This window comes from Bowmanella denitrificans (assembly GCF_039522935.1).
GTDB lineage: Bacteria > Pseudomonadota > Gammaproteobacteria > Enterobacterales > Alteromonadaceae > Bowmanella > Bowmanella denitrificans.
Genome location: NZ_BAAAEI010000029.1, coordinates 24,257 through 43,530, shown reverse-complemented (window position 1 = coordinate 43,530; position 19,274 = coordinate 24,257). Strand labels below are relative to the sequence as shown.

The 19,274-nt window shown below is 46.5% G+C and carries 18 protein-coding genes; 5 read left to right on the top strand and 13 right to left on the bottom strand.

Annotation, left to right across the window (positions count from 1 at the left end):
• Positions 1-67 precede the first annotated feature (67 nt).
• Positions 68-835: an XcyI family restriction endonuclease gene (locus ABD028_RS21045; protein WP_343847349.1), complete on the top strand. Its 768-nt coding sequence runs from the start codon at positions 68-70 to the stop codon at positions 833-835.
• 542 nt (positions 836-1,377) lie between these two features.
• On the opposite strand, the gene ABD028_RS21040 is transcribed toward ABD028_RS21045, so the two are convergent.
• The 7 genes from ABD028_RS21040 to rpmH all read right to left on the bottom strand — a co-directional run bounded on the left by ABD028_RS21040 (position 1,378) and on the right by rpmH (position 6,995).
• Positions 1,378-2,517 (bottom strand): phage integrase SAM-like domain-containing protein, encoded by a 1,140-nt coding sequence (locus ABD028_RS21040; protein WP_343847348.1) that lies wholly within the window; start codon positions 2,515-2,517, stop codon positions 1,378-1,380.
• A 177-nt stretch (positions 2,518-2,694) separates the two neighbouring features.
• Positions 2,695-4,059: a tRNA uridine-5-carboxymethylaminomethyl(34) synthesis GTPase MnmE gene (gene mnmE, locus ABD028_RS21035; protein WP_343847347.1), complete on the bottom strand. Its 1,365-nt coding sequence runs from the start codon at positions 4,057-4,059 to the stop codon at positions 2,695-2,697.
• Between the two features lie 5 nt (positions 4,060-4,064).
• Positions 4,065-4,547, bottom strand: coding sequence for a YajQ family cyclic di-GMP-binding protein (locus tag ABD028_RS21030; RefSeq protein ID WP_343847346.1), 483 nt, complete (start codon positions 4,545-4,547; stop codon positions 4,065-4,067).
• Between the two features lie 81 nt (positions 4,548-4,628).
• Entirely contained in the window at positions 4,629-6,266 is a 1,638-nt protein-coding gene (gene yidC / locus ABD028_RS21025; RefSeq protein WP_343847345.1) for a membrane protein insertase YidC, read from the bottom strand.
• A 17-nt stretch (positions 6,267-6,283) separates the two neighbouring features.
• Positions 6,284-6,523: a membrane protein insertion efficiency factor YidD gene (yidD, locus tag ABD028_RS21020; RefSeq protein WP_343847344.1), complete on the bottom strand. Its 240-nt coding sequence runs from the start codon at positions 6,521-6,523 to the stop codon at positions 6,284-6,286.
• Positions 6,478-6,846, bottom strand: a complete 369-nt coding sequence (gene rnpA / locus ABD028_RS21015) for a ribonuclease P protein component (protein ID WP_343847343.1) — start codon at positions 6,844-6,846, stop codon at positions 6,478-6,480. The genes yidD and rnpA overlap by 46 nt, the downstream gene beginning before the upstream one ends.
• Positions 6,847-6,860: 14 nt before the next feature.
• On the bottom strand, positions 6,861-6,995 hold the full coding sequence (gene rpmH, locus ABD028_RS21010) for a 50S ribosomal protein L34 (RefSeq protein WP_082633349.1): 135 nt from the start codon (positions 6,993-6,995) through the stop codon (positions 6,861-6,863).
• 499 nt (positions 6,996-7,494) lie between these two features.
• On the opposite strand from rpmH, the gene dnaA reads away from it, so the two are divergent.
• From dnaA to gyrB, 4 genes are read left to right on the top strand one after another with little or no spacing between them, the layout of a single operon-like run.
• Positions 7,495-8,895, top strand: coding sequence for a chromosomal replication initiator protein DnaA (gene dnaA / locus ABD028_RS21005; protein WP_102794795.1), 1,401 nt, complete (start codon positions 7,495-7,497; stop codon positions 8,893-8,895).
• 18 nt (positions 8,896-8,913) lie between these two features.
• Positions 8,914-10,017: a DNA polymerase III subunit beta gene (gene dnaN / locus ABD028_RS21000; protein ID WP_343847342.1), complete on the top strand. Its 1,104-nt coding sequence runs from the start codon at positions 8,914-8,916 to the stop codon at positions 10,015-10,017.
• Between the two features lie 45 nt (positions 10,018-10,062).
• Entirely contained in the window at positions 10,063-11,148 is a 1,086-nt protein-coding gene (gene recF, locus ABD028_RS20995; protein ID WP_343847341.1) for a DNA replication/repair protein RecF, read from the top strand.
• A gap of 8 nt (positions 11,149-11,156) precedes the next feature.
• Complete coding sequence (gene gyrB / locus ABD028_RS20990) at positions 11,157-13,574, top strand: DNA topoisomerase (ATP-hydrolyzing) subunit B (RefSeq protein ID WP_343847340.1); 2,418 nt, start codon at positions 11,157-11,159, stop codon at positions 13,572-13,574.
• 48 nt (positions 13,575-13,622) lie between these two features.
• Here the strand turns inward: gyrB and ABD028_RS20985 are convergent, their stop codons facing one another.
• The 6 genes from ABD028_RS20985 to ABD028_RS20960 all read right to left on the bottom strand — a co-directional run bounded on the left by ABD028_RS20985 (position 13,623) and on the right by ABD028_RS20960 (position 18,931).
• Positions 13,623-14,054, bottom strand: coding sequence for an early set domain-containing protein (locus ABD028_RS20985; protein ID WP_343847339.1), 432 nt, complete (start codon positions 14,052-14,054; stop codon positions 13,623-13,625).
• A gap of 158 nt (positions 14,055-14,212) precedes the next feature.
• Complete coding sequence (glyS, locus tag ABD028_RS20980; RefSeq protein WP_343847338.1) at positions 14,213-16,279, bottom strand: glycine--tRNA ligase subunit beta; 2,067 nt, start codon at positions 16,277-16,279, stop codon at positions 14,213-14,215.
• Positions 16,279-17,187: a glycine--tRNA ligase subunit alpha gene (gene glyQ / locus ABD028_RS20975; protein ID WP_343847337.1), complete on the bottom strand. Its 909-nt coding sequence runs from the start codon at positions 17,185-17,187 to the stop codon at positions 16,279-16,281. Before glyQ ends, glyS begins: the two co-directional genes overlap by 1 nt.
• Positions 17,188-17,366: 179 nt before the next feature.
• Positions 17,367-17,810 carry a DUF2489 domain-containing protein gene (locus ABD028_RS20970; RefSeq protein WP_343847336.1) on the bottom strand — a complete coding sequence of 148 codons (444 nt, stop codon included), beginning with the start codon at positions 17,808-17,810 and terminating at the stop codon, positions 17,367-17,369.
• The gene (yihI, locus tag ABD028_RS20965) at positions 17,807-18,268 is read right to left on the bottom strand and encodes a Der GTPase-activating protein YihI (RefSeq protein WP_343847335.1); all 462 of its coding nucleotides are present in this window, start codon (positions 18,266-18,268) and stop codon (positions 17,807-17,809) included. Before yihI ends, ABD028_RS20970 begins: the two co-directional genes overlap by 4 nt.
• A 30-nt stretch (positions 18,269-18,298) precedes the next feature.
• On the bottom strand, positions 18,299-18,931 hold the full coding sequence (locus ABD028_RS20960) for a class I SAM-dependent methyltransferase (RefSeq protein WP_216362497.1): 633 nt from the start codon (positions 18,929-18,931) through the stop codon (positions 18,299-18,301).
• Between the last annotated feature and the right edge of the window lie 343 nt (positions 18,932-19,274).

Below are 19,274 nucleotides of genomic sequence, written 5' to 3'. Positions count from 1 at the left end.
AAACGAGTCAGAACGAAGATACTGGCGTAACTATAAACCTGTGGCCAATATGACTTGACCACTACATATTGTTCTCAGAGAGAATCCTTATCTACTTGGATACTATAGACTGTTGCTTGGTTATAGTCAGAAAGAGTTTTATGGGCGAGATAAAGGGTTTGGAGTTGGCCATTTCAAATCCATGGAAGTGAATGGACGCATTGGGAAAGTGGCAGCAAGTGACATTGAGGATTTATGTATAGCTTTTAGTACCGCAGCTTCGGCTCTGTTAAAGGGAGTAGGCCCCCTTAGAGTTTCGAGAGAATTACTTGATGATCTCACGCTGTTAACAGTGGGACCACAGTTTAGGGGAGGGGCAAACAATGCTCGAGGAGCTGCTGGAATTATTCAGGTATTCGAGATAATTAAAGAAATAGTTGAGCACTCTGTGGAGAATTTGGGGGAAAACTCGATGGAGGTCAGGAGTGCTACAGGTAGACTGTTTGCTATCGAGTTTGCCCCTGACCCAGATATTATTATTAAGGAGGAGATGTCTGTTGGTCATGATAGGAATGTGGTTGCGATCGAAGTGAAGAGCGGAACTGACGTATCTAATATCCACAACCGAATTGGTGAGGCTGAAAAGAGTCATCAGAAAGCTAGAAAAGACGGATTTACTGAATGCTGGACAGTTGTGAACGTAAATCAACTGGACATGGAAAAAGCAAAGAGTGAATCTCCATCTACAGACAGATTTTATTCGATAGCTAATTTATCTCTAAGGAGTGGTGATGAGTATGAAGACTTTAAAAGAAGGATCATGTCACTAACCGCTATACCTGCTGCAAGAAATTAATTAGCCCTAAACCACTCCGTCCAAATCCAGTAAAGCTATAAATCGGAACCCCGCATACGGGGCCCCCTTGCTGCGCAACCCTTCGGGCGATTTATAGCTTGACTGGCTTTGAACTCCGCAGTGCATGTAGCCCATGTGGTATGGCGCGCCTTTAGGCGACGAGCGCCTAAAAACTCACCAACCACATAAGCAAAAGGGGCTAACATGACTAAGAATGAGTTTATTGCCAGAGCAAGAATCGTTGAGTATCGCGAGATTAAACGCACCAGAGCACCTATCGAGAGATTGGTTCTATCCTCAGTAACAAACGAGGATGAATGTTTTCTGGTTCGTTCCGGCAGCAGGCTGCAATTCTGGATCACCAGAAGAGGAGGCCTCATGTCTGTAAATCAGTCTGCTAATTCTTGCTTTTGTGTGACAGTAGCGGCCGGGTAGCCCCGGCCCAGGGAAGAGGTGGAGGGGAAAAAGGGAAGTTGGAGGCGTATTAATTTGTTGAAATACATATACTTTCCCAGTTTCCCAATTTTCCCAGTTTAACCATTTCACTGCAGAATACTTGGAAGCGACATCATCGCTTCTTTGCGTTTAGTCTCAATGATATCCGCATACACTTGGGTTGTTTTCAGCTCTGAGTGTCCCAGAAGCCTGGATACAGTGTAAATGTCTGCTCCGTGGGTCAACATCCTTACGGCAAAGGTGTGCCTGGCGCTGTGAAAAGTAATGTGTTTGGTAATGCCTGCCCGCATCACCCACTGAGCCAATGCAACGTTACTATAGGATGAATACTTCAGACCTTTGAATACCCGTTCGTTCAAACCGGCTCTTTCGCCCATCAAAGCTATGGAGTCAGGCGGTAAATCCAGATATTGATTGTATTGTGTTTTCTTGTGGCCAAATATCACACGGTAGCCGTCGTCGCTTTTATGCACCTCTGACCATGTTAGCTTTTGTATATCACTCCATCGCATACCTGTAAGACAACTAAACAAGAAGGCTCGCTTGAGAACGTCATAGCGGCACTCGGCGGCGTATATGGCCTTGATTTCATCCTCTACCAGGTAACTCCGTTTGTTTTGCTTGGGTTGAATGCTTTTGACTTCGTTGACTGGATTTCGATGAATAATCCCCTGGTGAAAAGCTGAGCTTAGGGTTGCTCTGATCTTGTTGAAGTAAGAAGACGCGGTATTTTTGGAAAGCAGAGTGTCAGATTTTGTTCTTGCTTCGTCTAACAGGTAATGTCTAAAGCCTTTTAACCGTTCAGCATCCATGTCCTTGAAAGAGAGCTCCATGCTTCCGCAGTATCTTCGCAGATGCATCAGCGTTGACTCCCAGATGGAAACGTTAGATTTGCTGTCCGTCTTGCGCTTTTCTTCGATGATCTGCTCCATAAAATCAAAGAAGCTCTGCTGCTGTCGCTCAGCATCTTCAAAGTGATGTTCATTCCTGGCCAGGTCAACTATTGCCTGCGCCCGAATTTTCTCGGCCAGTGCCAGGGTGTCCTTGTTGTAATCTCGCTGTGATTTATCTTTAGGTTTGGCATAAATGAATAGATCAAGCGACTGGCGTTTACGCCTCTTTACCCGTTTACCCTGGTCATTGATGACTGAGCCGTAATGTCTGGTGAGTAACAATTGCTGGCGTCCAGCGCTGTCAGGTGATTTCTTTTCGATAGATAACTTCATGAGTATCCCCTTGGTTGGTGGTCCAATAGTGGCCCACCGGAAAAAGGGAGGTGGGCCGTCAGAGGCCCATTAATAGCAATCAAAGGAAGGGATAGGAAGACAACGATTAAGTTAAATATATGAATATATTAGATATTTTAACTTTGTTTGGTGTTTGTTTTCCTTTGTTTGACCCAGCTATTTACCGATACAGAAAGAACTGAATATACGCCCCAGTAAGTCATCTGAACTAAATTCACCGGTGATTTCATTCAACTGTTGCTGAACCAGCCGCAGTTCTTCTGCCAAAAGCTCACCTGCCAAATGACTAAGTAACTGGTGCAGGCCATTTTCAAGATGTTGTGCTGCGCGTTCAAGCGCATCTAAGTGACGGCGACGGGCGATAAACTGACCTTCTGTATTGGCATCAAAACCCATGCAGTCTTTTAGGTGCTGAGCGAGTAGCTCTATTCCCTGGGCCTTGCTGGCGCAGAGACGAATCAGGGTGTGTCCATTGGCTTCAAGCTTTTCGATTGGTTCGCCGGATAGATCCACCTTGTTGCGGATTAATGTCACTTTTACCCCTTTGGGTAGCCGATCGATAAACTCAGGCCAGATAGCATGTGGATCGGTTAGTGCTGTTTCATTGCTGTCTACCATTAACAGCACCCGATCTGCCTGAGCGATTTCGTCCCAGGCCCGCTGGATGCCTATTTGTTCCACCTTATCGTCGCTGTCGCGTAAACCGGCTGTGTCAATAATATGCAAGGGCATACCATCAATATGGATATGTTCTTTAAGGACATCCCGGGTGGTGCCGGCAATATCGGTGACAATAGCGGCTTCCCGACCAGCCAAAGCGTTCAACAGGCTGGATTTACCCGCATTGGGGCGACCCGCGATAACCACCCGCATACCTTCGCGTAAAATACTGCCTTGTTGCGCCTGGCTGAGAATGTCGGCGAGTTGACTGATAATATTCTGCAGGTCTGTTTGTACCTTGCCATCTGACAGGAAATCCACCTCTTCATCGGGAAAATCTATGGCCGCTTCAACATAGATGCGCAGATGGACAACCTGTTCAACTAGTTGATGAACCTGATTGGAAAAAGCGCCTTGCAGTGAACGCAGGGCTGAACGTGCAGCCTGTTCGGAACTGGCATCAATCAGATCGGCAATGGCTTCTGCCTGGGCCAGGTCTAATTTGTCGTTTAAAAAGGCCCGCTCGCTGAACTCCCCCGGTCTGGCCATCCGCAATCCTTGGATGGTTAGAATACTACGTAGCAGCATGTCCATAACGACTTGGCCGCCATGGCCTTGCAGCTCCAGTACATCTTCACCTGTAAAGGAATGTGGCCCTTTAAAATACAGGGCAATACCCTGATCTAATATCTGCCCTTGGGTATCATAAAAAGGCAAATATTCTGCATACCTTGGTCTGGGTAGTTTTCCCAGTATGTGCTCAGCAACATAGGCTGCCTTGTCACCTGATACCCGGATAATACCTACACCACCACGACCCGGAGCCGTCGCTTGTGCCACTATGGTTTGCGCAGCGGTCATATGGGTTAATCGCGAAAATTGGTGTACTGGAAAGGTTGCCCCAGGTCGGCTGATTTAATCAGCGCAATGGCGTCTTGCAGGTCATCGCGCTTCTTGCCACTGACTCTTACCTGGTCTCCCTGAATAGAAGCCTGCACTTTGACTTTGCTTTCCTTAATCAGCTTAGTGATCTTCTTACCCATATCTTGTTCGATACCCTGGCGGAAAACCAATACCTGTTTAAAGGTTTTGCCGCTGCGATCTATGCCTTTTTGCTCAATACTTGCGGTACTGACGCCGCGTTTGGCGCATTTGGAACGCAAAATTTCCTGCATTTGTTGCAACTGGAATTCTGCTTCGGCGATTAGGGTAATTTGATTGTCTTTCTGTTCATAGCTTGCCTCAACGCCACGAAAGTCGAATCTGGTATCCAGTTCGCGGATGGCATTGTCGACGGCATTTTTTACTTCAACCAAATCTATTTCAGAGACGATATCAAAAGATGGCATGGGGCTTCCTTATTGATGATTGAATACTTTTTATCTGAAGGATAAAAAAGGCCCTTGCATCGGGCCTTTAAATTATGGCGTTTAATGCGACTTGATACCGCGTTTTTCCATTGACGCGTAGATCATTTTCGCCTGCACCAGCGTAATCACGTTACTGATTAGCCAGTACAATACCAGACCCGCCGGGAACCATAAGAAGAACACACTCATCATTACCGGCATCCACTGCATTATCTTTTGTTGCATTGGATCCTGGATGGTCATGGGTTGCAGTTTCTGCAACAGATACATACTGGCGCCAGTTAATATCGGCAATACAAAGTAGGGGTCTTTCACCGACAAATCTGTAATCCACAGGAAGAAGTCAGCATGGCGTAATTCAACACTTTCCAGGAATACCCAATACAAGGCCAGGAATATTGGCATCTGCAGTAACAGAGGGAAACAGCCACCCATCGGATTGACCTTTTCCTTCTTGTACATTTCCATCATCGCCTGCGACATCTTCTGGCGATCTTCACCATACCTTTCTTTTAATGCCTGCATCTTTGGCTGCAAAGCACGTAACTTGGCCATGGACTCGTATTGCGCCTTAGTCAGGGGATACATGGCACCTTTAACGATGATTGTGATAAAGATAATTGCCAGTCCCCAGTTACCCACCAAACCATGGATAAACTGCAGTAACCAGAACAGCGGTTTGGACAACCACCACAGAATGCCGTAGTCAACGGTTAGGTCCAGGCCTCTGGCAAGCAGCTCCAAATCATCCTGATCTTTGGGGCCTGCATAAAATATGCTGCTGATTTCTGCTTGGTCACCAGCGGCAATATTGACCAGATTACCTTTAAAGCCGATGCTGGCGTATTGCGCACTTAAGATTCGGCTGTACAGCGTGTTTTGGGCATCCTGAGGTGGAACCCAGGCCGAAACGAAGTAGTGCTGTAACATGGCTACCCAGCCACCTTGTGTTACTTCATTTAGCTTTTCGTCTTCAATGTCATCAAACTGATGCTTTTTGTAACGGTGCTCTGCAGTGGAATAGGCAGCTCCGCGGTATGTGGGCATAAACATGCTGCCTTCCGGGCCAGCCAGTGTCTGTTTTAGCTGCGCATACTGCTGAATTTGTATATCAGCGGTAGTTTGGTTATTGACCTGATACTGCACTTCAATATCGTGCTGGCCTTTTTTAAAGATAAAGTTCTTGGTGATTTGCAGGCCACTTTCAGTCTGATAGCTAAGTGGGACAACCAGACTGTCACCTTCAAGCTGATATTCTTCTGCGGTAACAGTGTAAACAGGTCGACCTTTACTGGAAGAATCTGGACCATTCGGGCCGATTAAACCGCTTTGGGCGATATAGAGATGGGCCGGGTCTTGCGTCAGCAACTGGAAGCTCTCGCTGGAGCCCTGTGTAATGGGATAGTCGGCTAATTTAACCGATACTATGTCGCCACCGCGGGTGTCTATTAACACGTCCAGGCTGTCGGTAACGACCGTTATCAGGCGATTGCTTGTCTCGGCAGAGGCTGGCAGATGTTGAATATCAGCGCTGGGAACATCGTCAGATGTTGTTGCTCTATCCGGTGAGACATCAGTGTTTTGGCTTAACGGCGTTTGCTGGACCGGCGGTTGACCATAGTCCATTTGCCATTGTTGCCATAATAAAAAGCTGACCAGGGCCAGACCAATGAGAAGAAAGCTTCTTTGGGATTCCATAACAGACTACTTTTATTTTAAGTTTTCGGCGGGACGGGATCGTCTCCCCCCGGATGTAAAGGGTGGCATTTTAATATGCGTTTGGTGCTTAACCAACAACCAATCAGCAATCCATGACGATTTATTGCACCTATCGCATATTCCGAGCAGGTTGGATTGAACCTGCATCTTGGGCCAAGCATGGGAGATATCCATCTTTGATACTGGCGAATCAGCCAGACGCTTGCTGATTGCATCGCTGTTTTAGCTTTTTCCATAACCGACTTAACAGTTCAGACAATTGCTGATTGGTCATTTTATCTAACCCGGATTTTCCCACTACCACTATATCAGCACTGGGTAGATCATGTTGGGCTAGTCGAAAACTTTCTCGAATAACACGCTTAAGCCGATTGCGGTCATGAGCTTTCCTGACCCTTTTTTTCGACAGTGTTATACCAATTCTTGGATGGGATAGGCCGTTATGTCTGGCCAACAGTGTTAGTTGTGGAGATACTGCAGGTATGGCTTGCTGAAATACATTCTCGAAATGGGTGGGAGTAAGTAACCTTGACTCCCGAGAAAATTGATTTTCACCCACTTCGATAAATGCAATTAGGCTGATAAACGAGCACGGCCTTTAGCACGACGACTGGCAAGAACCTTGCGGCCATTCTTTGTCGCCATGCGGGCACGAAAACCGTGTGAACGTTTACGCTTCAAATTACTTGGTTGAAATGTTCTTTTCATAACCTAGTCCGCCGCTTTCAATTACTGATGGATCAATTTAAGCACGGGATGTGCTCAAAAGGACGCCGAATTTTAGAGATCTGTACAGCTTATGTCAACGTAAATTGGTGATCTGTTAGTGCTTTGCTTTACGTTAATCGATCGTTCCTGTTAATAACCTAGGGTTATGCCCTGATTTTATCCACAGTTATAGTCGATAGGCTTGCTAATTCTTTCATTATATGCGGGGTTTTTATCCACCCGTCAATCCAACCAAGCTCACTTAGTATTTTAAATTGTCCTGCCATTACATAAATAAAAATATAATTAAAACAATGATATAGTGGTTTTGTGTGGGAGCTGCACAAATGCAGATAAGATCAATGTTGAACTTGTGGATAAATTTGCGCAATAATTCACAGCCTTAGTCTAAAGCGGGTGTAGCAGATCATCTGAGATCTTTGCCCGGTTCGTTTTTTCTTCATCAATTTTCTGGGTCGGGTGCTAGTGCCGGCGGGGGTTGTCAATGTCATTGTGGGAAGAGTGCCTCAGGCGGCTGCAGCAAGAGTTGCCGACTCAACAGTTCAGTATGTGGATACGCCCCTTGCAGGCTCAATATGACAGTTCAACTCTGACCTTGTTTGCGCCTAACCGTTTTGTGCTTGATTGGGTCAGAGACAAATACATTTCACGTATTTCTGAACTGTTTGATGAGATTTGTGCGCCCGAGCAGGCGCCAGCTTTACACTTTGATGTGGGCGTTGCGTCGTCTGTGGTGCCTAGTATGACAAGTCAGGCTCCGGCTAACTTTCATCAGGGGCAGACAACATCGTTCAATGTCCCCCCCGTATCTGCTCAGCCGCAGCAGAATATGGCAGGACAGGGAGTTAGGGTAGAGCACAAGAGTAATATCAACCTGACCTATACCTTTGATAACTTTGTTGAGGGTAAATCTAACCAACTGGCCAGAGCTGCAGCCAGCCAGGTTGCAGATAACCCCGGTGGCGCTTACAACCCCTTGTTTATTTATGGCGGTACAGGTTTGGGTAAAACCCATTTATTGCATGCCGTAGGTAATGGATTGATGGCACGTAATAAAGATGCCAAGGTTGTATACATGCACTCTGAGCGATTTGTTCAGGACATGGTAAAGGCCCTGCAAAATAATGCTATAGAGGAATTCAAACGTTATTATCGGTCTGTTGATGCATTGCTAATTGATGATATTCAGTTTTTTGCCAAAAAGGATCGATCTCAGGAAGAATTTTTCCATACATTTAATGCGTTATTGGAAGGTAATCAACAGATCATCCTCACATCTGATCGCTATCCTAAAGAAATAGATGGTGTGGAGGATAGGCTGAAATCTCGTTTTGGCTGGGGATTAACTATTGCTATCGAGCCGCCAGAGTTGGAAACCCGGGTAGCCATCTTGATGAGAAAAGCGGTCGAAAATCGGATTCATCTTCCCGACGAAGTGGCATTTTTTATAGCTAAGCGATTACGTTCCAATGTCCGGGAACTGGAAGGTGCGTTAAACAGGGTAATAGCCAACGCCAACTTTACTGGCAGACCAATTACCATAGATTTTGTTCGTGAGGCGCTCAGAGATCTATTAGCCTTGCAGGAAAAACTGGTTACTATAGATAACATTCAGAAAACGGTCGCCGAGTATTATAAAATCAAGGTAGCCGACATACTCTCTAAAAGAAGAAGCCGTAGTGTTGCCAGACCCAGGCAAGTGGCAATGGCCCTGGCTAAGGAATTGACCAACCATAGCTTGCCCGAAATAGGCGATGCATTTGGTGGGCGGGATCATACAACTGTATTGCATGCATGCCGAAAAATAACCCAGCTTCGAGAAGAGAGTCATGATATTAAAGAAGATTATCAGAATTTGATTCGAACCCTGTCGTCTTAAAACAACAACGAGTCGCTCATGAAATTTACTATAAGTAGGGAAAACTTCTTACAGCCACTACAGTTGGTTGCCGGTGCAGTCGAACGCAGACACACTTTACCTATACTCTCAAATGTACTTATTAAAGTAAGTGAGGGAACACTATGGCTGACGGGTACTGATTTAGAGGTGGAGCTGATATCCAATATGAGTCTGGTGGGGGATTCGGAGGATGGCGAGATCACCGTTCCTGCGAAGAAGCTGTTGGATATTGTAAAAGGATTTTCTGATAGTACTGATGTTGAATTTCATCTGGAAGGCAACAAGGCGCTGTTGAAGTCGGGACGGGGGCGTTATTCGTTATCTACGCTACCCGCAACTGAATATCCAAACCTGGAAGACTGGCAAGGCGAGGTTGAGTTTGAAATTTCTCAGTCTCAACTAAAAAAATTGATCGACAGTACCCATTTCTCCATGGCGCAGCAGGACGTACGGTACTATCTGAATGGTATGTCATTGGAAACAGAGAATGGCATTATTCGTACTGTCGCTACTGATGGCCATCGTTTGGCGTTGTGCCGGATTCAGTATGAAGGGACCGCTTTGCCTGACAGACAGGTAATTGTTCCTCGAAAAGGGGTCATGGAGATTTCCCGTCTTATTGAAAATGACGATAAGCAGCTAAAAGTTCAAATTGGTGCAAATCACATTCGTATTTTCTCAACCGATTTCATATTTACCAGTAAGCTGGTTGATGGGCGTTTTCCTGATTATCGCAGAGTGTTGCCGAAAGACGGCGATAAGCTGGTTGAAGCTAGTAAAGAAATTCTGAAACAGGCGTTTTCTCGTGCCTCCATTCTTTCTAATGAAAAGTTTAGGGGAGTGAGACTTAACCTGGCAACCGGGGAGCTTAAGATTACTGCTAATAACCCCGAGCAGGAAGAGGCCGAAGAAATTGTCGATGTTAACTACGAGGGGGCTAATCTTGAGATTGGCTTTAACGTAGCCTATTTGATTGATGTGTTGAATGCATTGTCTTCTGAAAACGTAAAGATTAGCTTGTCGGACTCTAACAGCAGTGCATTGATAGAAGATGCAAAAGATGATTCTGCACTCTATGTCATTATGCCAATGAGGCTATAGAGATAATTTGCAACACCACATTTTTCTTTTCGCTCCAGTTTACATATGAAACTGGAGCGTATTCAGGTCCAGCAGTTTAGAAACCTGCAGGACGTTAGTCTTAATCCGACTGCCGGGTTGAATGTCATTTACGGTGCAAACGGAAGTGGGAAATCTTCTTTCCTTGAGGCCATTCATTATCTGGGCTTTGCTCGGTCATTCCGAAGTGCCAAGCATCAGAATGTGATTCAGCATCTGCAAGATTCATTTACTGTGTTCTGTAAGGCTAAAGATGAGAAGGAATACGAAGCCAGTATTGGTTATCAGAGATTTCGGAATGGCGATTTTCTAGCTAGGGTAAATGGCGAGGCACTATCTCGTTCATCTGACTTGGTTCGACTTTTGCCGGTTCAGTTGTTCACGCCGAGCAGTACAGACGTTATTTATGGCGCTCCCAGCTTAAGACGAAAGTTTTTAGATTGGGGATTGTTCCACGTGGAACAGTCTTTTTTATCTGTAGCTGGCAGATTCCAGCAAGTTCTTTCCCAACGAAATGCATTACTCAGAGGCGGGGGCATTCATAGCCAGGAAGCAACATTTTGGAACGCCGCATTTGCTGATTGCGGCGAACATCTGGACCGGCTTAGAACTGATTACGTGGAAGCGCTTAAGCCCAATATACTTGCCAACCTAAGCTATTTTCTACCTGAGTTTTCCTTCGAAATTTCGTATCATAGTGGGTGGGAAAGAGGTAAGCCACTAGCCGAGGTTCTGAAGCAAAATCTTCAGAAGGACATCAAGTTTGGTTATAGCTCGTCAGGGCCTCATAAGGCAGATCTGCGCATAAAGGCAGACGGCATCATTGCGCAAGAAGTTCTGTCGCGTGGGCAAGTAAGAATGTTGATGGCTGCGTTGTTACTGTCGCAATCTCAGTATCTTCTGCAACAGAAGGGTAGATCATGCATCTTTTTGTTGGACGATATTGGGGCGGAGCTCGACTCCGGTAAACGTGAGGCCTTTGTGAAGGCTCTTTTGGATTCATCAGCACAGATTTTTGTAACAGCAGTTGAAAAACAGCAGGTAGCCTTTCTGGAAGGTTACACAGATAAAAAAATGTTTCACGTGGAACATGGCCAGGTGAAAGAGGAGTAGATATAAAAATGTCTGAAAACAACTATGATTCATCGAGTATCAAAGTACTAAAAGGACTGGATGCGGTCAGAAAGAGACCCGGAATGTATATTGGCGATACCGATGATGGCACCGGTCTGCATCATATGGTGTTTGAGGTTGTAGACAACTCCATCGATGAGGCTTTGGCGGGACACTGTTCAGATATTCGCATTGCCATACATAATGATGGCTCTGTCTCGGTCAAAGACAACGGTCGTGGCATACCCACCGAAATTCACCCTGAAGAGGGCGTATCTGCTGCTGAAGTAATTATGACGGTTTTACATGCCGGTGGTAAATTCGACGATAACTCGTACAAGGTTTCGGGTGGATTGCATGGTGTGGGTGTTTCTGTAGTAAACGCCTTATCTGAAAAGTTGCAATTGCGCATTCGTCGCGGTGGAAAAATCCATGAACAAGAATACCATCATGGTGTGCCGCAAGCGCCTTTGGCGCCGGTTGGTGAAACCGATGAGAAAGGTACCAGCATCCGCTTTTGGCCCAGCCCCGCGACATTCTCTGATGTTGAATTTCACTATGACATCTTGGCAAAGCGTTTAAGAGAACTCTCTTTCCTGAACTCAGGCGTCTCTATCTATCTGACCGATGAACGTGATGGGAAGTCTGATCACTTCTGCTACGAAGGTGGCATCAAAGCCTTTGTACAGTATCTAAACCAGAACAAAACACCTGTGCATCAGAAAGCCTTTCATTTCTCCAGTGAGAGAGACGATGGCATTAGCGTAGAAGTGGCGATGCAATGGAATGACGGCTTTCAGGAAAACATCTATTGCTTCACCAATAACATCCCACAACGAGATGGTGGTACACACCTGGCCGGTTTCAGGGGGGCACTGACCCGTACCTTGAATAACTATATGGAAGCGGAAGGACTGAATAAGAAGTCAAAAACCAATGCCAGTGGAGATGATGCTCGGGAAGGGCTAACTGCTGTTGTTTCAGTAAAAGTACCGGATCCAAAATTTTCATCTCAAACGAAAGACAAACTTGTGTCATCTGAGGTGAAGCCCGCGGTCGAAACCACTATGGGTGAGAAGTTACAGGAGTTTTTACTGGAAAATCCTGGTGATGCAAAAATCATTGCCGGCAAAATAATTGATGCTGCCCGTGCTCGTGAAGCCGCCAGAAAGGCCAGAGAAATGACGCGTCGTAAGGGAGCCCTGGATCTAGCCGGGCTTCCCGGAAAGCTAGCTGACTGTCAGGAAAAAGATCCAGCCCTATCCGAACTCTACATAGTGGAAGGAGATTCTGCCGGAGGGTCTGCAAAGCAGGGTAGGAACCGTAAAAATCAGGCCATTCTGCCGTTAAAGGGCAAGATCCTGAACGTTGAAAAAGCACGTTTTGATAAAATGCTTTCCTCGCAGGAGGTAGCGACACTTATTACCGCTTTGGGCTGCGGTATAGGCCGTGACGAGTACGACCCGGAAAAACTGCGTTATCACAGTATAATCATCATGACAGATGCTGATGTTGACGGTTCGCATATTCGCACATTGTTGCTGACCTTCTTCTATCGGCAAATGCCAGAGATTATCGAACGGGGCCATGTCTTTATTGCTCAACCTCCTCTATACAAAATGAAGAAGGGTAAGCAAGAGCAATACATTAAAGATGATCCTGCATTGACGGCTTATCTGACGTCCATGGCGCTGGACAACGCATCGTTGTTTGTTAATGAGAACGCGCCAGCCATCAGCGGAGTGGCTCTGGAAAGTTTGGTAAAACAATATCAGACTACGATGAGCATGATAGACAGAATCAGCCGTATCATGCCTAAGGCGATGCTAACGCGTCTGGTGTACTCAGATATCCTGAATTTGCAGGACCTGTCTGATACCAATAAGCTGGAAGCGGTGGGACAAAAGCTGGTGAAAGAACTGGAAGAGCATGAGAGTGACGGCGCTCTATACCGATTTGAAATCCGCGAAGACCGCGAGCGTTCCAACTGGTATGTGGTTATCATAATGCGCCAACATGGTATTGATACAGAATATCGTCTGGACCATGATTTTATCGATTCCACAGAATACAAACGTATCCGAGACCTGAATCAGGCTATTAATGGCATGATTGAGGAAGGGGGCTATGTTGCCCGCGGAGAGAAAGCCCAGAAAGTCGATAGCTTTGCCCAGGCGCTTGACTGGTTACTTACTGAATCAAAACGCGGGACCTACATTCAGCGCTACAAAGGGTTGGGTGAAATGAACCCTAGTCAGTTGTGGGAAACCACCATGGATCCTGAGAGTCGTCGCATGTTGCAGGTCACCATCGAAGATGCCATTGCCGCTGATCAGCTCTTCACCTGTTTGATGGGAGATCAGGTTGAACCACGTAGAGCCTTTATTGAAGAAAACGCCCTAAGGGTCGCAAACCTGGATGTATAGAAAAAGCCGGCGAAAGCCGGCTTTTTTATTAAATTCAATAGGTTACAACTATTTCTTTCGAATCCGGACGGTCGGCTGCGGGGACGCAAAGTCTATAAAAAACTCATATACAGCGGTTTCTTTCGGAGTAAACTTAAAATTGTTATTACTGCTATTGCAATCCGCGTGAACTGGCTTGTCCAATACAATTAGCTCGTCCGCTGTCTTTGTTAAATAACCACAGTTTGCACCATTTGACCAGTTGGCATCGGCAATACGAAAATCGTAAGGCTGACCATCTGCAATGAGCTCCGCTTCACCTTTAAATTGAGTATCTGAAAGACGCTGCATCTTGTAGTTTTCATCAGCTTCCCACCAGGTAAATACACCTCGTAGATACAGGTCCTTAACCTGCTCAGGCTCTGGTATGCCGGGGCGAGTGGCGCAAGCAGCCAGCGAGCCCAAAAGAAAGGTGATGATAAGCGCTCTTGGCAATGACATTCCTGTTTTCCTCAATTCGTCACAGCGTCCAATATTACCCATAGTTATAACAAAACATAGGGGGCAAAGTGAATGCTTTACAGAAGTAGCGATAATTTATTGCGTGGTATACAAAAAGGCCCACACATAAGTGGGCCTTGAATTTGAAATTTCGATGGCTAGTTAATCAGAGATATATCGGCAATTTGCAAAAACAGTTCACGTAGCCCCTGCAGAAGCGACAATCGGTTCGCCCTGATCGCAGGGTCATCATCCATAACCATCACATGATCGAAGAAGCTATCCACAGAATCACGCAGAGTCGCCAGACATATCAATGCCTGTTTGTAATTCAATGTGGCCATGGATTCCTGTACTTCTTCTGTTACTTGCAGCAAATCACTGGCTAGTTCTCTCTCTGCGTCTTCTTTCAGCAGCGCCTTATCCACCTGAGTGCCAATTTGGTCCTCGACTTTAGACAAAATGTTGGCGACTCGTTTGTTTGCGGCTGCAAGCGTCTGAGAAGCTTCTAATGTCTTAAAGTGTTGTACGGCCTTAATACGTGCATCGAAGTCCGCTGGTCGGGAAGGGCGCCGGGCCAGCACCGCCTGAATAACATCTACGTCGACATCTTGTTCCTGATACCAAGCGCGGAATCTGGCCTGTATAAACTCGAACACTTGCTCTGCGGTATCTGTATTGGTGAGCTTATCGCCGAACAATTTCACGGCCGCTTCAATCAGTGGTACCAAATCCAAAGGCAGGTTCTTTTCTACGGTAATACGCAGAACACCTATCGCCGCTCTGCGTAACGCAAAAGGATCTTTATCGCCCTTGGGTGCCTGTCCAATGCCAAATATACCGACCAGTGAATCTAACTTATCGGCGATGGCAACCGCGCAACTGATGTGTGAGTCAGGTAATGCATCACCTGAAAATCGTGGCATATATTGCTCGTTGAGCGCCACAGCAACCAACTCATCTTCGCCGTCCAATCTGGCATAGTGCATTCCCATTACACCTTGCACTTCAGGGAATTCCATGACCATCTGCGACATCAAATCGGTCTTAGACAGCAAGCCGGCCCGATGAGCGAGAGACGGGTCAGTATGTAAACTTTCGGCAATCACGCTGGCTAAACTGGCAATCCGTTCTGATTTGTCCTTTAGTGTGCCAAGCTGCTGTTGAAACAACACATTGCCAAGACTATCCAAGCGGCTGGCCAGGCTTTGCTTCTTATCCGTGCTAAAGAAGAATTCTGCGTCGGCCAGACGCGGACGAATTACTTTTTCATTACCCTGAATAATCTGTCTCGGGTCTTTGCTTTCAATATTGGTGACAAAGGCAAATCTGGGTAACAGCTCACCTTTGGCTGAAAACAGCGGGAAATACTTCTGGTCACCCTTCATGGTATGAATAAGGGCTTCTTTGGGTACCTGCAAAAAGCGTTCGTCAAAAGAGGCCGTTAATACAACGGGCCACTCTACCAGGGCAGTGACTTCTTCCAGCAAGCCTTCCTCTGGGATAATCTGCGCACCTTCCTGCTCCGCCGCCTTAATTAATCCCTGGCGAATGATTTCTTTGCGCTCAGCCGCATCGGCCAACACATGGGCCTGACGCAGTGCGGTAAGATAGTCATTTGCATGCGCCAGTACAACGGGCTGAGGATGATGGAATCTATGGCCAGACAGCCGGTCTGAAGAGCTCACTCCCAGCACCTCGCCGTTAATCAGGTCAGAGCCATACATCATACATACTGTATGTACAGGGCGAATAAACTCAGTGCTTTTATTACCCCACCGCATAGGCTTGGGTATGGGCAGAGCCTTAAGCGCCTGACCGACCATGCCTGGTAGCAGGGCAGGCAAGCCTTCGCCTTTAACTTTCGCCATGTGCAACAGCCATTCACCTTTATCGGTGGAGAGGCGCTGCGCTTCGCTGATATCTATGCCAAGGCCCTGGGCCCAACCCAAGGCTGCCCGGGTAGGTTGACCCTCGGCGTCAAATGCCGCGCTCACCGCCGGGCCGCGTTTTTCAAGCACCTTATCTTCCTGTTCACTGGCAAGATCGCGCACAAACAAGGCCAGGCGCCTGGGTGAGGCATACCAGTTGATTTCCTGATACTTTAACTCAGCTTGTTGAAGTAGCTTGCCCATTTCCAGGGCAAAGGCTTCTGCTAATTTGGTAAGAGATTTTGGCGGCAGCTCTTCGGTCCCAATCTCAACTAAAAGGTTGTCCTGTCGCATTAATTGATCTCCTGCTTGCACATGGGGAAACCCAGGGACTGACGGGAATCGTAGTAGCTCTGTGCGCAAGCTTTAGCTAAAGCCCTGACCCGTAAAATGTAACGTTGACGTTCAGTGACCGAAATAGCGTGTCTGGCATCGAGTAAATTGAACGCATGGGAGGCTTTCATAACCTGTTCATAAGCAGGCAGTGCCAGGCCTTTTTCAATTAAAAGCTGGCTGTCTTTCTCACACTGATCAAAGTTTCTAAACAGTGCATCAACATCGGCATACTCAAAATTGTAAGTTGACTGTTCTACTTCGTTTTGATGAAACACATCGCCATAGGTTACTTTGCCCATCGGCCCGTCGGTCCAAACCAGGTCATAGATGCTATCTACCCCTTGAATGTACATGGCAAGCCGCTCAAGGCCATAGGTAATTTCCCCTGTAACCGGGGCACATTCCAGTCCACCGACCTGCTGGAAGTAAGTAAACTGTGTTACTTCCATACCATTCAGCCAGACTTCCCAGCCCAATCCCCAGGCGCCCAGGGTAGGCGATTCCCAGTTATCTTCAACAAATCGGATATCGTGCACCAGAGGATCAAACCCCAGCTCCTTCAGAGAACTGAGATAAAGCTCCTGGATATTATCGGGTGACGGTTTGAGCATCACCTGGAATTGATAGTAATGCTGCAATCGGTTGGGGTTTTCCCCATATCTTCCGTCGGTAGGGCGGCGGCATGGCTGTACGTAAGCGCTACTAATGGGCTCAGGGCCGATGGCGCGTAAGAATGTCATGGGATGGAAAGTTCCCGCTCCCACTTCCATATCCAGTGGTTGGATAATGACACAGCCCTGGCGTGCCCAGTAATCCTGCAGGGCTAAAATCAGGCCCTGAAATGTTTTGACATCAAACTTTTGCATAGTATCCGCTGTCTTACTGGTTTGAAAAATGCTGCCAAGTATACCTTTTGAGCGGCATGGAAAGTAGGGCAATTTACGCCTTCAACATGATGTGTTTAAGCGGCACTACGCCGTGTGGGTTTAACTGAGTGACAGCAATGCCTGTTAGATGGGATTTATTTGATAAAACGGGGCAGGGACTAATAAGACTTCAGATGCTGGATCTCTTTAAGGATTCGGCTTTCTAGTTCAGCCTCATACTCTTCACGCTCCATTTGCATACGCAGTCGGTCTTGTTTGGGTAACGCTTTGTAGGCGTCGTGAGTAGGCATGTGCTTTATCTTCGCATACAGCTCATGTAGTGCTGGAAAATGGCTGGCATGATCCTGATTTTTATCCAGGTTCTCCAACAATACGCAAAGCCGGATACTGCCTTCAGACAAACTACACTGCTGTTGATCCAGTGCCATGGCAATGGTTTGAATACTCTGGCGTAGATGCTGTTCGCGTCGTTTCTGGACATCGCGCTGCTGGCGGGTTTGTTGCTTAAGCTGGTAGAGCAACTTACCGGCATAAAATGCCAAAGCGGCAACAATCACTAGCGCGGCAATTATCAGGCTTATATGTGTTGTTGTTAGTGTCATTTCCTAAATGGATCCAGGCTACTATTTTCGAATTTATCTAGCAGGTCCTGCTCATCAACTTCCTGATCAACCTCTGCTGCTATGCCCATTAACGCGCAAAGCTCCTGATGCCGGGACAGCTTGTCATCAACATAACGTTGTTCTTCAGCTGTAAGTGCCTGTCCTGCATCGATTTTATCCATTAAACCGTCCAGACGCTGGTCGGCTTCAATGGCTTTCAGTTCTGCTGCGGGTGAAAAAAAGCGAGCCTTATCTGTGGTTTTAGCTTTTTCTGCAATCAAAACAACAGGTTTTTTACTGCCAATACGGGGGTCCCGCTGGGCTTTGGCCACCTTTTCCTCGCGCTTTGGAACCGTGTTGTTGCGATTGCCTGCGGGTTTGCCGGTCCGACGCTTAGGTTTTTTATCCTCAACAACGTTGGACTTAGGTGATTTTTTTGGACGAAGTGGTTTAGGCATGAAGGCTTACTCAGGTTGAATCAGGGTATTTTACACTTTGTCGCTATGCAAAAACACCACGTCTGCAGCGACTATCTGTAATCGTAAGGAATAATAGTCTGCCAGCCACTGGAATGTCTCTTCACTGAAAAAACACACATGGGTTTGGTCATTTTTATAATGCCAGTTCGCAAAGCGCTCCTTACTCAATACCCGTTTTGTCATTATGGCCAGTAGTCCACCTGGTCGCAGCAGGGTCATCCAATCGCCTATTACCTTCCCAGGTTGGTAAAAATGTTCGATGGCTTCAGTGCAACTAATAAAGTCATAGCGGCTTTGTGGCTGCGTTGGGAAGTAAAATGGGTCGTAGCCTTTAGTTGGATAACCATTTTGCGTTAGCAATTCTGCCAATACCGGGGAAGGGCCACAGCCATAATCCAATCCCTTGGCACCGGCGTGGAGTACGTCCATCAAAGGCTGCGCCAATCTGGATAAAAAACGCAGATAACCTGGATCATCAGGAAGGTTTTCATGCAGATCATAAATGGCTTTTTCGGCTTCAGGTGTGAGCCTATGCGCCGGGTCTACATAAACCAACCGGCAATGTAGACATTGCCAGTAATCTCTGCGGTTGTCCTGATGATAGAAGTCAGAATCCTGACTGGCACAGAGTGGACAAGTCATTTTTCTATGCATAAAAGAAAAGGCGATAGTTTAACTATCGCCTTTCGTATAACCAAGTGCCAGATGACACTTCTCCCGTTTTATCGTTCATCCTGAACGGTGCTGACTGCCTTATCAACGTGCTTCACTTTTTCTTTTTGTTCACGAAGCTTCTTGTTATTGGTCTTCCAGACGCTTTATTAAATCTTCCCTGGATTCCAAGAGCGAGCTAAACGCAACGAACTACTATGTATTTCCCTTCCTGGGCGCTTCATAGTCCTTGTTGTTGATGCGAAAGAATACAGGATAAAAATTATTTTACAACTTTTTTACAAGGTGCCACTTGCATTAAAATTGTGCAACA

Excerpts from the sequence above, each read along its gene's own strand:
- yidC (WP_343847345.1), bottom strand. The coding sequence starts at position 6,266 with ATGGAATCCCAAAGAAGCTTTCTTCTCATTGGTCTGGCCCTGGTCAGC.
- glyQ (WP_343847337.1), bottom strand. The coding sequence starts at position 17,187 with ATGCAAAAGTTTGATGTCAAAACATTTCAGGGCCTGATTTTAGCCCTG.
- yihI (WP_343847335.1), bottom strand. The coding sequence starts at position 18,268 with ATGCCTAAACCACTTCGTCCAAAAAAATCACCTAAGTCCAACGTTGTT.
- ABD028_RS20985 (WP_343847339.1), bottom strand. The coding sequence starts at position 14,054 with ATGTCATTGCCAAGAGCGCTTATCATCACCTTTCTTTTGGGCTCGCTG.
- ABD028_RS20960 (WP_216362497.1), bottom strand. The coding sequence starts at position 18,931 with ATGACTTGTCCACTCTGTGCCAGTCAGGATTCTGACTTCTATCATCAG.
- rpmH (WP_082633349.1), bottom strand. The coding sequence starts at position 6,995 with ATGAAAAGAACATTTCAACCAAGTAATTTGAAGCGTAAACGTTCACAC.
- glyS (WP_343847338.1), bottom strand. The coding sequence starts at position 16,279 with ATGCGACAGGACAACCTTTTAGTTGAGATTGGGACCGAAGAGCTGCCG.
- mnmE (WP_343847347.1), bottom strand. The coding sequence starts at position 4,059 with ATGACCGCTGCGCAAACCATAGTGGCACAAGCGACGGCTCCGGGTCGT.
- ABD028_RS21030 (WP_343847346.1), bottom strand. The coding sequence starts at position 4,547 with ATGCCATCTTTTGATATCGTCTCTGAAATAGATTTGGTTGAAGTAAAA.
- recF (WP_343847341.1), top strand. The coding sequence starts at position 10,063 with ATGAAACTGGAGCGTATTCAGGTCCAGCAGTTTAGAAACCTGCAGGAC.
- ABD028_RS21040 (WP_343847348.1), bottom strand. The coding sequence starts at position 2,517 with ATGAAGTTATCTATCGAAAAGAAATCACCTGACAGCGCTGGACGCCAG.
- yidD (WP_343847344.1), bottom strand. The coding sequence starts at position 6,523 with ATGGAAAAAGCTAAAACAGCGATGCAATCAGCAAGCGTCTGGCTGATT.
- ABD028_RS20970 (WP_343847336.1), bottom strand. The coding sequence starts at position 17,810 with ATGACACTAACAACAACACATATAAGCCTGATAATTGCCGCGCTAGTG.
- dnaN (WP_343847342.1), top strand. The coding sequence starts at position 8,914 with ATGAAATTTACTATAAGTAGGGAAAACTTCTTACAGCCACTACAGTTG.
- gyrB (WP_343847340.1), top strand. The coding sequence starts at position 11,157 with ATGTCTGAAAACAACTATGATTCATCGAGTATCAAAGTACTAAAAGGA.